This is a genomic window from Citrobacter sp. Cpo148, from assembly GCF_030332375.1.
Classification (GTDB): domain Bacteria; phylum Pseudomonadota; class Gammaproteobacteria; order Enterobacterales; family Enterobacteriaceae; genus Citrobacter; species Citrobacter portucalensis.
In genome coordinates, this window is the sequence record NZ_JAOWHY010000040.1 from 105957 (window position 1) to 119763 (window position 13807).

General features: G+C 52.9%; 13 protein-coding genes and 1 other annotated feature. Of the genes, 10 read left to right on the forward strand and 3 right to left on the reverse strand.

Features of this window, described 5'->3' with window-relative positions; translation table 11 throughout:
• Nucleotides 1–33 precede the first annotated feature (33 nt).
• Genes creA through creD form a run of 4 tightly spaced genes read left to right on the forward strand, consistent with a single transcriptional unit; the run spans nucleotide 34 to nucleotide 4052 of the window.
• Nucleotides 34–507 carry a protein CreA gene (gene creA, locus OGY10_RS04785; protein ID WP_137378063.1) on the forward strand — a complete coding sequence of 158 codons (474 nt, stop codon included), beginning with the start codon at nucleotides 34–36 and terminating at the stop codon, nucleotides 505–507.
• 12 nt (nucleotides 508–519) lie between these two features.
• Complete coding sequence (gene creB / locus OGY10_RS04790) at nucleotides 520–1209, forward strand: two-component system response regulator CreB (RefSeq protein WP_286576380.1); 690 nt, start codon at nucleotides 520–522, stop codon at nucleotides 1207–1209.
• Complete coding sequence (gene creC, locus OGY10_RS04795; RefSeq protein WP_048214983.1) at nucleotides 1209–2633, forward strand: two-component system sensor histidine kinase CreC; 1425 nt, start codon at nucleotides 1209–1211, stop codon at nucleotides 2631–2633. The genes creB and creC overlap by 1 nt, the downstream gene beginning before the upstream one ends.
• 57 nt (nucleotides 2634–2690) lie before the next feature.
• The gene (gene creD, locus OGY10_RS04800; RefSeq protein WP_213752492.1) at nucleotides 2691–4052 is read left to right on the forward strand and encodes a cell envelope integrity protein CreD; all 1362 of its coding nucleotides are present in this window, start codon (nucleotides 2691–2693) and stop codon (nucleotides 4050–4052) included.
• A 60-nt stretch (nucleotides 4053–4112) separates the two neighbouring features.
• Here the strand turns inward: creD and arcA are convergent, their stop codons facing one another.
• Entirely contained in the window at nucleotides 4113–4829 is a 717-nt protein-coding gene (gene arcA / locus OGY10_RS04805) for a two-component system response regulator ArcA (protein ID WP_001194359.1), read from the reverse strand.
• A gap of 95 nt (nucleotides 4830–4924) precedes the next feature.
• Between arcA and yjjY the strand changes: the two genes are divergently transcribed.
• From yjjY to thrC, 6 genes are all read left to right on the forward strand, one after another.
• On the forward strand, nucleotides 4925–5065 hold the full coding sequence (yjjY, locus tag OGY10_RS04810; RefSeq protein ID WP_042998021.1) for a YjjY family protein: 141 nt from the start codon (nucleotides 4925–4927) through the stop codon (nucleotides 5063–5065).
• Nucleotides 5066–5464: 399 nt separating this feature from the next.
• On the forward strand, nucleotides 5465–6151 hold the full coding sequence (locus tag OGY10_RS04815; RefSeq protein ID WP_003829762.1) for a tRNA/rRNA methyltransferase: 687 nt from the start codon (nucleotides 5465–5467) through the stop codon (nucleotides 6149–6151).
• Nucleotides 6152–6357: 206 nt separating this feature from the next.
• Nucleotides 6358–6484 (forward strand) — a sequence feature (Thr leader region).
• Entirely contained in the window at nucleotides 6363–6428 is a 66-nt protein-coding gene (gene thrL, locus OGY10_RS04820; RefSeq protein WP_032337689.1) for a thr operon leader peptide, read from the forward strand. It overlaps the preceding feature by 66 nt.
• A 23-nt stretch (nucleotides 6485–6507) precedes the next feature.
• A complete protein-coding gene (gene thrA / locus OGY10_RS04825) occupies nucleotides 6508–8970 on the forward strand; it encodes a bifunctional aspartate kinase/homoserine dehydrogenase I (protein ID WP_286576383.1) in 2463 nt (820 codons plus the stop codon).
• 1 nt (nucleotide 8971) lies between these two features.
• The gene (thrB, locus tag OGY10_RS04830; RefSeq protein ID WP_008786144.1) at nucleotides 8972–9901 is read left to right on the forward strand and encodes a homoserine kinase; all 930 of its coding nucleotides are present in this window, start codon (nucleotides 8972–8974) and stop codon (nucleotides 9899–9901) included.
• Nucleotides 9902–9904: 3 nt separating this feature from the next.
• Nucleotides 9905–11191 carry a threonine synthase gene (gene thrC / locus OGY10_RS04835; protein ID WP_008786145.1) on the forward strand — a complete coding sequence of 429 codons (1287 nt, stop codon included), beginning with the start codon at nucleotides 9905–9907 and terminating at the stop codon, nucleotides 11189–11191.
• Nucleotides 11192–11275: 84 nt separating this feature from the next.
• Here the strand turns inward: thrC and yaaA are convergent, their stop codons facing one another.
• Both yaaA and OGY10_RS04845 read right to left on the reverse strand, forming a co-directional pair.
• Entirely contained in the window at nucleotides 11276–12049 is a 774-nt protein-coding gene (gene yaaA / locus OGY10_RS04840) for a peroxide stress protein YaaA (protein ID WP_032942329.1), read from the reverse strand.
• 77 nt (nucleotides 12050–12126) lie between these two features.
• The gene (locus OGY10_RS04845; protein WP_020996236.1) at nucleotides 12127–13557 is read right to left on the reverse strand and encodes an alanine/glycine:cation symporter family protein; all 1431 of its coding nucleotides are present in this window, start codon (nucleotides 13555–13557) and stop codon (nucleotides 12127–12129) included.
• Nucleotides 13558–13807: the final 250 nt, after the last annotated feature.

The window sequence follows — 13807 nt, forward strand, 5'->3', positions numbered from 1 at the left end:
TTACGCAGAACAACTTTTAAGAATGGTAACAATATGAAATATAAGAGCTTAGTCATTTCCTCAATTCTGCTGATGTTGTCGCAGGTCGCCCATGCGGAGCAGATTGGATCTGTCGATACGGTGTTCAAAATGTTTGGGCCGGATCATAAAATTGTGGTCGAAGCGTTTGACGATCCGGATGTTACCAATGTGACCTGTTACGTGAGTCGTGCGAAGACCGGCGGCATCAAAGGTGGACTGGGGCTGGCGGAAGATACCTCCGATGCCGCCATCTCTTGCCAGCAGGTTGGGCCGGTAGAACTGAGCGACAGAATCAAGAACGGTAAAGCTCAGGGCGAAGTGGTATTTAAGAAACGTACCTCGCTGGTGTTTAAATCTTTACAGGTCGTGCGTTTTTACGATGCGAAACGTAATGCGCTGGCCTATCTGGCCTATTCAGATAAAGTGGTCGATGGATCGCCCAAAAATGCCATTAGCGCGGTACCCATCATGCCGTGGCGGCAATAACAAGGAAGCACAATGCAACAGCCGTTGATCTGGTTGGTTGAGGATGAGCAGGGAATCGCTGATACGCTTATCTACATGCTGCAACAAGAAGGGTTTAGCGTAGAGGCGTTTGAGCGCGGATTTCCCGTGCTGGAGAAATCTCGCCAGCAATGCCCTGATGCCATCATTCTGGATGTCGGGCTACCGGATATCAGCGGTTTTGAACTGTGCCGACGTTTACTGGAACGCCACCCGGCGTTGCCGATCCTCTTTCTGACCGCGCGCAGCGATGAAGTGGATCGCCTGTTGGGGCTGGAAATTGGCGCAGATGACTATGTTGCCAAGCCTTTCTCGCCGCGCGAGGTGTGCGCTCGTGTGCGTACGCTGCTGCGGCGGGTGCAAAAATTCTCCACGCCTTCATCGATGACACGCTGTAGGGATTTTGAACTTAATGAGCTGGCCGCGCAGATTACCTGGTTCAGCATACCGTTGAACCTGACGCGTTATGAATTCCTGCTGCTGAAAACATTGCTGATGTCGCCGGGACGTATTTACTCTCGCCAGCAACTGATGGATTTAGTCTGGGCAGACGCACAGGATACCTTTGACAGAACGGTTGATACTCACATCAAAACGCTGCGCGCCAAGCTGCGGGCTATCAATCCGGAGCTTTCCCCCATCAATACACATCGCGGTATGGGATACAGCCTGAGGAATTGCTGATGCGCATTGGCATGCGTTTGCTGCTCGGCTATTTTCTGATTGTCGCGGTCGCCGCCTGGTTTGTTCTGTCGATCTTTGTGCAGGAAATTAAGCCAGGCGTTCGTCGGGCGACCGAAGGTACTCTAATTGATACCGCCACGCTGCTGGCTGCACTGGCGCGTGATGACGTGCTCTCTGACTCACCGGCTAACGGCAAGCTGGCGCAGGCATTTGCGCAGCTGCATAACCGCCCATTTAACGCCAACATCAGCGGCATTAACAAAGTGCGTAATGAATACCATGTCTACATGACGGACGCGCAGGGCAAGGTGTTGTTTGATTCAGCTAACCAGGCCGTCGGTCAGGACTACTCCCGCTGGAACGATGTGTGGTTAACGCTGCGTGGGCAGTATGGCGCCCGCAGCACGCCGCAAAACCCGAACGATCCGGAAAGCTCGGTGATGTACGTTGCCGCGCCGATCGTAGACGGTGGGCGTATTATCGGCGTGCTCAGTGTCGGCAAACCAAATGCGGCGATGGCACCGGTGATTAAACGCAGTGAACGGCGAATGCTGTGGGCCAGCGCCGTATTGCTGGGCATTGCCCTGGTGATTGGCTTCGGGATGGTATGGTGGATAAACCGATCCATTGCCCGGCTGGCGCGTTATGCCGACTCCGTTACCGAGAATCGCCCCGTCCCACTGCCTGATTTAGGCAGCAGCGAGTTACGCAAACTGGCGCAGGCGCTGGAAAGTATGCGTCTGAAGCTCGAAGGCAAGAACTACATTGAGCAATATGTCTACGCGTTAACGCATGAGCTGAAAAGTCCGCTGGCGGCCATTCGTGGCGCGGCAGAGATATTGCGCGAAGGCCCGCCGCCAAACGTGGTAGCGCGTTTTACCGATAATATTCTGACGCAAAATGCGCGTATGCAGGCGCTGGTCGAAACTTTGCTGCGCCAGGCGCGACTGGAGAATCGACAGGACATTACGTTGACGGCAGTGGAAGTAGATACGCTTTTTGCTCAGCTCAAAGAGGCGCGTAGCGTGCAGCTGGCGGCAAAAAACATTACGCTGACCATTCTGCCTTCATCGCTTAGCGTCGCTGCCGATCCCGCGTTACTGGAGCAGGCATTGGGGAACTTGCTCGACAACGCTATCGACTTCACGCCACAAGGCGGGACGATTACGTTGAGCGCGCATCAGCAGGAGGAGCTGGTCACATTGCAGGTTACCGACAGCGGTAGCGGGATCCCTGATTTTGCGTTGCCGCGTATTTTTGAGCGCTTCTACTCGCTGCCCCGCGAGAATGGGCACAAGAGCAGCGGTTTGGGGCTGGCGTTTGTCAGTGAAGTTGCACGACTGCATGAAGGTACGGTAACATTATCTAACCGACCAGAGGGCGGCGCCCAGGCCTCGTTTACGCTTCACCGTCACTTCACATAACTTCAAATTCTCCGCACATAGCTGTTCTACCTTACTGATATTGCAAAGGAGAACGCTATGTTTAAATCACCCCTGTTTTGGAAAATCGTCACCTTAGGCGGCGCCATATTATTGCTGTTAATACCACTGACGATGGTCAGGCAGATAATCGTTGAGCGATCGGATTATCGTGATGAAGTCGAAGATGCTATTCGTCAGAGCACCAGCGGGCCGCAAAAGATGGTCGGGCCGCTGATTGCCGTCCCGGTGACGGAACTGTATATCGAGCTGGAAGGCGACAAACAGATCCAGCGTAAGCGCAGCTATATCCATTTCTGGCTGCCGGAGTCGTTGGTGGTTGAGGGGAATCAGAACGTTGAAGCGCGTAAAATCGGTATTTACGAAGGCCAGGTCTGGCACAATGATCTCTCGGTGAAGGCCGAGTTTAACGCTGAACGCTTGCGTGATTTAAACCATCCCAACGTCAGCGTCGGCAAACCGTTTATCGTGGTTGGCGTGGGGGATGCGCGCGGGATCGGCGTGGTGCAAGCGCCGCAGGTCAATGGGGAATCGCTGGCCGTTGAGCCAGGGACGGGGCTGGATGGGGGAGCTCAAGGGATCCACATACCGCTACCTGACGCGAGCTGGGCGGAGCAAAACCTGAGCATGGTGTTGTCGTTGAATTTGAGCGGAACCGGAGATTTCTCCGTTGTTCCGGTTGGCCGTAACAGTGAAATGACTTTAACCAGCAACTGGCCGCATCCCAACTTTCTGGGGGATTTCCTCCCGGCGAAGCGCGAAATCAGCGAATCAGGATTTAAGGCCCAGTGGCAGAGCAGCTGGTTCGCGAATAACCTCGGCGAACGCTTTGATGGCGAAAAGATTGGCTGGAAGGGAATGCCTGCATTTAGCGTTGCCGTCGCCACGCCAGCGGATCAGTATCAGTTAACGGACAGGGCTACCAAGTATGCCATCCTGCTGATTGTACTGACCTTTATGTCTTTCTTCGTGCTTGAAAGTATGACCAGCCTGCGTCTGCACCCGATGCAGTATCTGCTGATGGGGCTATCGCTGGTGATGTTTTATCTGCTGCTGCTGGCATTGTCTGAGCACATTGGGTTTACGGCGGCGTGGATTACGGCAAGCCTGGTAGGCGCGTTAATGAACGGGGTGTATCTGCAGGCGATATTACAGAGTTGGCGGAACAGTATTTTATTCACCGTGGCGCTGCTGGGGTTGGATGGGGTGATGTGGGTGCTGCTACGTTCACAGGACAGCTCTTTACTGCTGGGAACCGGCGTGCTGTTGGTCGCGTTGTGTGGCGTGATGTTCCTGACGCGTCATCTTGACTGGCACTCGCTGGCACAGCCAAAACCAAAGCCGACAGAAATTCCGGAGCCTCTGCCTGCGCAGAGTGACGAGTTTCGCCTATGGAAATAGGGCGGTGGGGAAATGAAAAACGGCGCATAACGCGCCGTTTTTTTACCTGTGAGGATTGAATTAATCCTGCAGGTCGCCGCAGAAACGGTAGCCTTCACCGTGAATGGTGGCGATGATTTCTGGCGTATCCGGCGTAGATTCGAAATGTTTACGAATGCGGCGGATAGTCACGTCAACGGTACGGTCATGCGGCTTCAGTTCACGACCGGTCATTTTTTTCAGCAGTTCTGCGCGAGACTGGATTTTGCCCGGATTCTCACAGAAGTGAAGCATTGCACGGAATTCGCTGCGTGGCAGTTTATACTGCTCGCCGTCAGGACCAATCAGAGAGCGGCTGTTAATGTCCAGCTCCCAGCCGTTGAACTTGTAGCTTTCGACGCTACGGCGTTCTTCGCTGACAGTACCCAGGTTCATGGTACGGGACAGCAGGTTACGAGCACGGATAGTCAGTTCGCGCGGGTTAAACGGCTTGGTGATGTAATCGTCTGCGCCGATTTCGAGGCCGAGAATTTTATCGACTTCGTTATCACGGCCCGTCAGGAACATCAGCGCAACGTTAGCTTGTTCGCGAAGTTCGCGCGCTAACAGGAGGCCATTTTTCCCAGGCAGATTGATATCCATAATCACAAGGTTGATGTCATATTCAGAGAGAATCTGATGCATTTCCGCGCCATCTGTCGCTTCGAATACATCATAGCCTTCTGCTTCGAAAATGCTTTTCAACGTGTTGCGTGTTACTAACTCGTCTTCAACGATAAGAATGTGCGGGGTCTGCATGTTTGCTACCTAAATTGCCAACTAAATCGAAACAGGAAGTACAAAAGTCCCTGACCTGCCTGATGCATGCCGTAAATTAACATGATCGGCGTAACATGACTAAAGTACGTAATTGCGTTCTTGATGCACTTTCCATCAACGTCAACAACATCATTAGCTTGGTCGTGGGTAGTTTCCCTCTGGACCCGACAGTGTCAAAAACGGCTGTCATCCTAACCATTTTAACAGCAACATAACAGGCTAAGACATGCCGGACACCCAATAAAACTACGCTTCGTTGACATATATCAAGTTCAATTGTAGCACGTTAACAGTTTGATGAAATCAACGTATCCAAATGTTTGCTTTCATCACAAAATTGCAATATTACAACTAGTTGCACGAGCTAATTAATAAATGTAATGAATCCAACCAATGCGATCCATTTTAAAATAAATTATCATGGATAAACAGAGGGATATACAACTTTTGTTAACATAAAAAGCAATAGTACAGTTTGGAAATAGTTTAGCATTTTTTACCGGATGCGAAATCCTTTTTCAGTGACTTCTGTTAAAAAAATGTAAATTTGCGCTGCGTAATATGTTGACGTGCGTCACATTATTACTTGCAGACTGACCAAAAAGAGTATCGAAATGCGTTTAACAATTATTCTGGTTGCCCCTGCCAGAGCGGAAAATATTGGTGCGGCTGCCCGTGCGATGAAGACCATGGGATTCACTCAATTACGTATCGTTGACAGCGAGGCGCACCTGGAACCCGCCACGCGATGGGTCGCGCATGGATCTGGCGACATTATTGATAATATTAACGTTTTTCCAACGTTAGCCGATGCGCTTCACGACGTTGATTTTACCGTTGCGACCACCGCGCGTAGCCGGGCGAAGTTCCATTATTACGCCACCCCGGTCGAACTGGTTCCCCTGTTACAGGAGAAATCCACGTGGATGGAACATGCAGCGCTGGTGTTTGGTCGTGAAGATTCGGGGCTGACCAATGAAGAATTAGCGCTGGCAGATGTACTCACTGGTGTACCGATGGTCGCTGACTATCCTTCACTCAATTTGGGGCAGGCGGTGATGGTGTATTGCTATCAATTAGCAGGTTTAATACAACAACCGGCCAAAAACGTTGAGGTGACGGATGAGCTTCAGCTGCAGGCATTGCGCGCACGCGTTTTGCGTTTATTAGCCACGCTGAACGTTTCTGACGACATCAAGCTGACGGACTGGTTGCAACAGCGAATGGGTCTGTTGGGGCAGCGAGACACGGCAATGTTGCACCGTTTTTTACATGATATTGAAAAAAACATCACAAAATAAAATGTTGAACAATTTTTGTTGTGTAGTGTTTTGTTCTTGGTTCAAGTGGGCTCAACATGCTGTATTGGTTGAAAGTAAAAGGGCAAGCAGTCGCTCGTGAACAAGTTTCGGAATGTGATCAATTTAAAAATTTATTGACTTAGGTCAGCAGATACTTTAACCCTAAAAGAATACAGCACAGACAGATAATAATTACAGAGCACACAACATCATGAAACGCATCAGCATCACTATTACCACAACCATCACCATTACCACAGGTAACGGTGCGGGCTGACGCGTACAGGAAACACAAGAAAAAGCCCGCACCTAAACAGTGCGGGCTTTTTTTTCGACCAAAGGCAATGAGGTAAACCATGCGAGTGTTGAAGTTCGGCGGTACATCAGTGGCAAATGCAGAACGCTTTCTGCGGGTTGCCGATATTTTGGAAAGCAATGCCAGACAGGGGCAGGTCGCAACCGTTCTCTCTGCCCCCGCAAAAATTACCAACCATCTGGTGGCAATGATTGAGAAGACCATCGGTGGTCAGGATGCTTTAGCTAATATCAGCGACGCCGAACGCATTTTCTCCGAGCTGCTGGTGGGTCTTGCCGCCGAGCAACCAGGTTTTCCGCTGGCGCAGCTCAAAGCCTTTGTTGAACAAGAATTTGCTCAGATTAAGCACGTCCTGCACGGCATCAGCCTGCTGGGACAGTGCCCGGACAGCATCAATGCCGCGCTTATCTGCCGTGGTGAAAAAATGTCGATTGCTATCATGGCCGGCCTGCTGGAAGCACGCGGGCATAACGTAACGGTCATCGACCCGGTGGAGAAATTGCTGGCTGTCGGCCATTACCTCGAATCTACCGTTGATATCGCCGAATCTACGCGCCGCATCGCCGCCAGCCGTATTCCTGCGGACCACATGATTCTGATGGCAGGGTTTACCGCTGGAAATGAAAAAGGTGAGTTAGTGGTGTTGGGGCGTAATGGCTCTGACTACTCTGCCGCCGTACTGGCCGCCTGTTTGCGTGCCGATTGTTGTGAAATCTGGACCGATGTCGACGGTGTATATACTTGCGATCCGCGTCAGGTACCCGACGCCCGACTGCTTAAGTCGATGTCTTATCAGGAAGCGATGGAGCTTTCTTACTTCGGGGCTAAAGTGCTGCACCCGCGCACCATTACCCCTATTGCCCAGTTCCAGATCCCGTGCCTGATTAAAAATACCGGCAATCCGCAAGCGCCCGGTACGCTGATCGGTGCCAGCAGTGATGACGATGATTTGCCGGTAAAAGGTATTTCTAACCTCAATAACATGGCGATGTTTAGCGTTTCCGGCCCTGGAATGAAAGGCATGGTGGGCATGGCGGCGCGCGTTTTTGCCGCAATGTCGCGTGCGGGCATCTCGGTAGTGCTGATCACCCAATCCTCTTCTGAATACAGCATCAGCTTCTGCGTCCCGCAGGGCGACTGCGCGCGTGCACAACGCGCTATGCAGGATGAATTCTACCTCGAGCTGAAAGAAGGCCTGCTGGAGCCGCTGGCGGTGACTGAGCGTCTGGCCATCATCTCTGTTGTTGGCGATGGTATGCGCACCCTGCGCGGCATCTCGGCGAAGTTCTTTGCCGCGCTGGCTCGGGCGAACATCAATATTGTAGCGATCGCCCAGGGCTCGTCTGAGCGTTCTATTTCGGTGGTGGTGAATAACGATGACGCGACCACCGGCGTACGCGTGACCCATCAGATGCTGTTCAACACCGACCAGGTGATTGAAGTGTTTGTGATTGGCGTAGGCGGCGTGGGCGGTGCGCTGCTGGAGCAGCTTAAACGTCAGCAAACCTGGCTCAAAAAGAAGCATATCGATCTGCGCGTGTGCGGCGTGGCGAACTCGAAGGCCCTGCTGACCAACGTCCACGGTCTGAATCTGGAAAACTGGCAGTCGGAGCTGGAGAGCGCGAAAGAGCCTTTCAACCTTGGGCGCTTAATTCGTCTGGTGAAAGAATACCATCTGCTCAATCCGGTGATTGTCGACTGTACGTCAAGTCAGGCAGTAGCGGATCAATATGCCGACTTCTTGCGTGAAGGCTTCCACGTGGTTACGCCGAACAAAAAGGCCAACACGTCGTCGATGGATTACTATCATCAGCTGCGTTTTGCCGCCGCGAAGTCTCGTCGTAAATTCCTGTACGACACCAACGTGGGCGCGGGCTTGCCGGTTATTGAAAACCTGCAAAATCTGCTCAGCGCAGGTGATGAACTGCAACGTTTTTCAGGCATCCTTTCTGGCTCACTGTCGTTTATTTTCGGCAAGCTGGATGAAGGCATGAGCTTCTCGCAGGCCACCACCCTGGCGCGTGAGATGGGCTATACCGAACCCGATCCGCGTGACGATCTTTCCGGTACGGACGTGGCGCGTAAGCTGCTGATCCTGGCCCGTGAAACCGGTCGTGAGCTGGAGCTTTCTGACATTGTCGTTGAGCCGGTCCTGCCAAAAGAGTTTGATGACTCCGGTGATGTTTCCGCGTTTATGGCGAAATTGTCGCAGCTGGATGACGTCTTTGCCGCGCGTGTGGCGAAAGCCCGTGATGAGGGAAAAGTATTGCGCTATGTTGGCAATATCGAAGAGGACGGCGTTTGTCGCGTGAAAATTGATGCAGTAGACGGCAACGATCCGCTGTTTAAAGTGAAAAACGGTGAAAACGCGCTGGCATTCTATAGCCACTACTATCAGCCGTTACCGTTGGTTCTGCGCGGATATGGCGCGGGTAACGATGTGACGGCAGCGGGCGTCTTTGCCGACCTGCTACGCACCCTTTCATGGAAGTTAGGAGTCTGACATGGTGAGAGTTTATGCCCCGGCTTCCAGTGCCAATATGAGCGTCGGGTTTGATGTGCTCGGTGCAGCGGTAACGCCGGTGGACGGTTCGCTGTTGGGTGATGTGGTGTCCGTTGAGGCGGCTGACCAGTTCAGCCTGAACAACCTTGGGCGCTTTGCCAACAAACTGCCGTCCGAGCCACGTGAAAATATTGTCTACCAGTGTTGGGAGCGATTCTGCCAGGAGCTGGGTAAAACCGTTCCGGTGGCGATGACGCTGGAAAAAAATATGCCGATTGGCTCCGGGTTAGGCTCCAGCGCCTGTTCCGTCGTGGCGGCGCTGGTCGCTATGAACGAACACTGCGGCAAGCCGCTCAACGATACGCGCCTGTTAGCGATAATGGGCGAGCTGGAAGGGCGTATCTCCGGCAGTATTCATTACGATAACGTCGCCCCGTGCTTTTTGGGCGGCATGCAGTTAATGATTGAAGAAAACGGCATTATTAGCCAGCAGGTGCCAGGCTTTGATGAGTGGCTGTGGGTACTGGCGTATCCGGGGATAAAAGTGTCGACGGCAGAAGCGCGGGCGATTCTCCCAGCCCAGTATCGCCGTCAGGACTGTATCGCTCACGGGCGGCATTTGGCTGGATTCATCCATGCCTGCTATTCCCGTCAGCCTCTTCTGGCCGCGAAGCTGATGAAAGATGTCATTGCTGAGCCGTATCGTACCCGCTTGCTGCCAGGCTTTAGCCAGGCGCGTCAGGCGGTCGCAGAAATTGGCGCTCTGGCCAGCGGTATATCCGGGTCAGGGCCGACGCTGTTCGCCTTGTGCGATAAGCCGGATACGGCACAGCGCGTAGCAGATTGGCTGGGTAAAAATTACCTACAAAATCAGGAAGGCTTTGTTCATATTTGCCGGCTGGACACGGCGGGCGCACGGGTACTGGGATAATCAATGAAACTGTATAATCTGAAAGATCACAACGAACAGGTCAGCTTTGCACAGGCTGTTACGCAAGGACTGGGCAAGAATCAGGGATTGTTTTTTCCGCACGATCTACCGGAATTCAATCTGACAGAAGTGGATGAGATGCTGAACCAGGACTTCGTTAGCCGCAGCGCGAAGATCCTGTCCGCATTTATTGGTGATGAGATCCCTCAGGAAATTCTGGAAGAGCGCGTGCGTGCGGCATTTGCCTTTCCGGCTCCGGTTGCCCAGGTTGCCGCGGATGTCGGCTGTCTGGAACTGTTCCACGGCCCTACGCTTGCATTTAAAGACTTTGGCGGGCGCTTTATGGCGCAGATGCTGACGCACATCAGTGGCGACAAACCGGTAACGATTCTGACGGCGACTTCCGGAGACACCGGGGCGGCGGTTGCGCATGCCTTTTATGGCCTGAAAAATGTGCGCGTGGTGATCCTCTACCCGAACGGCAAGATCAGCCCATTACAGGAAAAACTGTTCTGTACGCTGGGCGGTAATATTGAAACTGTGGCGATTGATGGCGATTTTGATGCCTGCCAGGCGCTGGTGAAACAGGCGTTTGATGACGAAGAGCTGAAGGTGGCTCTGGGACTGAACTCGGCTAACTCAATTAACATCAGCCGTCTGTTGGCGCAAATCTGTTACTACTTTGAGGCTGTGGCCCAACTGCCGCAAGAGGCGCGTAATCAACTGGTGATTTCCGTTCCCAGCGGTAACTTTGGCGATCTGACCGCCGGGCTGCTGGCGAAATCACTGGGCTTGCCGGTGAAGCGTTTTATCGCGGCGACGAACGTTAACGATACGGTTCCGCGTTTCCTTGCAGAAGGTGAGTGGGCGCCGAAAGCGACCCAGGCAACGTTGTCGAATGCGATGGATGTCAGCCAGCCGAACAACTGGCCGCGCGTGGAAGAACTGTTCCGCCGTAAAATCTGGCGTCTGAATGAGCTGGGTTATGCCGCTGTTGACGATGCGACGACTCAGGACACGATGCGTGAGTTACATGAGATAGGCTACACCTCAGAACCGCATGCGGCGGTGGCTTACCGAGCGCTGCGTGACCAACTGAATCCTGGCGAGTACGGCCTGTTCCTTGGTACTGCGCATCCGGCGAAGTTTAAAGAAAGCGTTGAAGAGATTCTTGACCTGACGCTGGCGTTGCCAAAAGAACTGGCGGAACGCGCGGACCTGCCGCTGCTTTCTCATCACCTGCCAGCTGATTTTGCTGAACTGCGCAAGCTGATGATGACCCGCGGTTAACGGTTGTGCCCGCTGGCGCTTTGCATAGCGGGCCGACAAAACCTGTAGGCCGGATAAGGCGTTAGCCGTCATCCGGCCTTTTTACTATTGCTCGTGGCGTTTAAACACCAGTTCGCCGTTTCCTGATGCTTCTTCATCAAAGAAGTAGCCTTCGCTGTTAAATGCGGTCAGCTGTTCCGGTTGCGTTAAGCGGTTCTCAATAATGTAGCGACTCATCAGGCCGCGCGCTTTTTTGGCATAGAAGCTGATGACTTTAAACTTGCCGTTCTTCTCGTCGAGGAAGACCGGTTTGATAAGCTCAGCGTTGAGTTTTTTCGGCTTCACGGATTTAAAATACTCATCCGAGGCGAGGTTGATCACCACGCTGTCGCCTTGCGCTTCCAGCGCTTCGTTAAGTTTATCGGTGATGGTATCTCCCCAGAACTGGTAGAGATCTTTACCCTTCGCATTGGCCAGACGAATGCCCATCTCCAGGCGGTAAGGCTGCATCAAATCCAGCGGACGCAAAACGCCGTACAACCCGGACAGCATCCGTAAATGCTGTTGAGCGAAGTCGAAATCCGCCTCGCTGAAGGTTTCAGCCTGCAACCCTGTATAGACGTCGCCTTTAAACGCCAGAATGGCCTGACGTGCATTGTCCGGCGTGAAGTCAGGCTGCCAGTCATGGAAACGGGTGGCGTTCAGATCCGCCAGCTTGTCGCTAATCCCCATCAGCTTGCCAATCTGCGGTGCAGAGAGTTGGCGTGCCACGTGAATAAGCTGCTGAGAGTGATCCAGCAACTCGGGCAGCGTATGACGTGTCGTTGCCAGCGGGCTTTGGTAGTCGAGCGTTTTTGCAGGTGAAATCAGAATCAGCATATCCAGTCCTTGCAGGAAATTTACTGCGACTTTAGCAAAAAAAACGACTGAATTGATCGATGGTTGCGATTGCCGCGCTATTCGCGCGGCGTTTCATCCCAGCTATCGGGCGCAAGCTGTTGTCTGATATCAGGATAACGGCGCGGATCGAATTCCGGGCGCACCCCGAGTTTTCGCTGGCGCAGATAGTCGCTGGCGATGGTATGGACAACCGGAGAAAGCAGAAGAATCGCCGTCAGGTTAGTAATGGCCATACAGGCCATGATGATGTCGGCAAGTTGCCAGACCAGCGGAAAACTGATTAACGTACCGCCAATGACGGTGCAAACGGTGGCAATACGTAATAACCAGATAACCCGGATGTTGTCCAGTTTCAGGAAAATGAGGTTGTTTTCCGCATAAATGTAGTTGGCGACGATAGAGCTAAAGGCAAACAGAATCACTATTAAGGCAACGAATCCGGCCCCCCATTCACCCGTCAGCGAGACCATGGCTCGTTGCAGCAACTGGATGCCTTCCATTGGCACATAAGTGGTGCCATTACCCGCCAGTAAAATGATCATTGCGCTGGCCGTACAAAGAATTAGCGTATCGCCCAATACACCAATCATTTGCACAATGCCTTGTGCTGCAGGGTGTGGCGGCCAGGATGCTGCCGAGGCAGCCGCGTTCGGAGTTGAGCCCATTCCGGCTTCATTAGAGAACATACCGCGCTGAAAACCGCTGGCAATGGCCTGGCTTAGCGTATACCCGGCTGCACCGGCCGCGGCTTCCTGCCAGCCAAAGGCGCTTTTTATGATGGTCATGATAATGCCGGGGAGCTGTCCGAAATGCCAAAGGCAGATGACGAGGCTACAACCGATCCATAGCAGCGCCATCATCGGAACAAACCATTGCATCAGGCGGGCAACGCCTTTAATGCCGCCGACAATGACCAGTAATGACACTATTGCCAGTGCGATACCGGAGAAGAGGGGAGGGATGTCAAAAGCAAAGGTCAACGCACGAGAGACTGAGTTTGCCTGCACGCTGTTAAAAATCAGGCCATAGGCAATGAGTAAAAAGATGGCAAACAGCACGCCCATCCAGCGCATGCCCAATCCACGGGCCATATACCATGCAGGACCGCCGCGAAACTGTCCCTTGCTGTCGCGCTCTTTATACAGCTGGGCAAGGGAACATTCGGCGAATGAGGTTGCCATACCAATGACCGCCGAGACCCACATCCAGAAAATGGCTCCCGCGCCGCCGGCGGCGATCGCCAACGCCACACCCGCCAGATTTCCGCTACCGACGCGCGCGGCAAGACTGGTGCACAGAGCCTGAAAAGAAGTTAAACCGCCCGGCTGCGGGCTGATGCTGTTTTTAAGACTTTTGCCAAACTGGCGAATATAGCGGAACTGCACGAACCCTGTACGCCAGGTGAACCAACATCCTGCGCCAAGCAGGAGGTAGATCATCACCGATCCCCAGAGTATTTCATTAATAAATGAGAAAAAATCAGGCATTAACATCCCTCTTGTTGATGCCGGTAAGCGCGAATAATCCCGTGTAAGCGCTACCAATTATCGACCAGTATATACCTTATAAGGTGATTGATTGCGGGAGTTTACCATAACAATGGGTATATCCTTAATTGCGCATCACGAGCTGTGAGATGCGTAATCAGGGCTGAGCGGCGGGTCGGACAATCCAGGCGGTTGCGCTGAGAGTGCGTCGTGCTATCATCAGGGAAGATCGGTTACATCCCCCTAACAA

Coding starts and splice junctions, on each gene's coding strand:
- OGY10_RS04815 (WP_003829762.1), top strand. CDS start 5,465: ATGCGTTTAACAATTATTCTGGTTGCCCCTGCCAGAGCGGAAAATATT.
- creC (WP_048214983.1), top strand. CDS start 1,209: ATGCGCATTGGCATGCGTTTGCTGCTCGGCTATTTTCTGATTGTCGCG.
- creB (WP_286576380.1), top strand. CDS start 520: ATGCAACAGCCGTTGATCTGGTTGGTTGAGGATGAGCAGGGAATCGCT.
- creA (WP_137378063.1), top strand. CDS start 34: ATGAAATATAAGAGCTTAGTCATTTCCTCAATTCTGCTGATGTTGTCG.
- OGY10_RS04845 (WP_020996236.1), bottom strand. CDS start 13,557: ATGCCTGATTTTTTCTCATTTATTAATGAAATACTCTGGGGATCGGTG.
- thrA (WP_286576383.1), top strand. CDS start 6,508: ATGCGAGTGTTGAAGTTCGGCGGTACATCAGTGGCAAATGCAGAACGC.
- arcA (WP_001194359.1), bottom strand. CDS start 4,829: ATGCAGACCCCGCACATTCTTATCGTTGAAGACGAGTTAGTAACACGC.
- thrC (WP_008786145.1), top strand. CDS start 9,905: ATGAAACTGTATAATCTGAAAGATCACAACGAACAGGTCAGCTTTGCA.
- yjjY (WP_042998021.1), top strand. CDS start 4,925: ATGACTAAAGTACGTAATTGCGTTCTTGATGCACTTTCCATCAACGTC.
- yaaA (WP_032942329.1), bottom strand. CDS start 12,049: ATGCTGATTCTGATTTCACCTGCAAAAACGCTCGACTACCAAAGCCCG.
- creD (WP_213752492.1), top strand. CDS start 2,691: ATGTTTAAATCACCCCTGTTTTGGAAAATCGTCACCTTAGGCGGCGCC.
- thrB (WP_008786144.1), top strand. CDS start 8,972: ATGGTGAGAGTTTATGCCCCGGCTTCCAGTGCCAATATGAGCGTCGGG.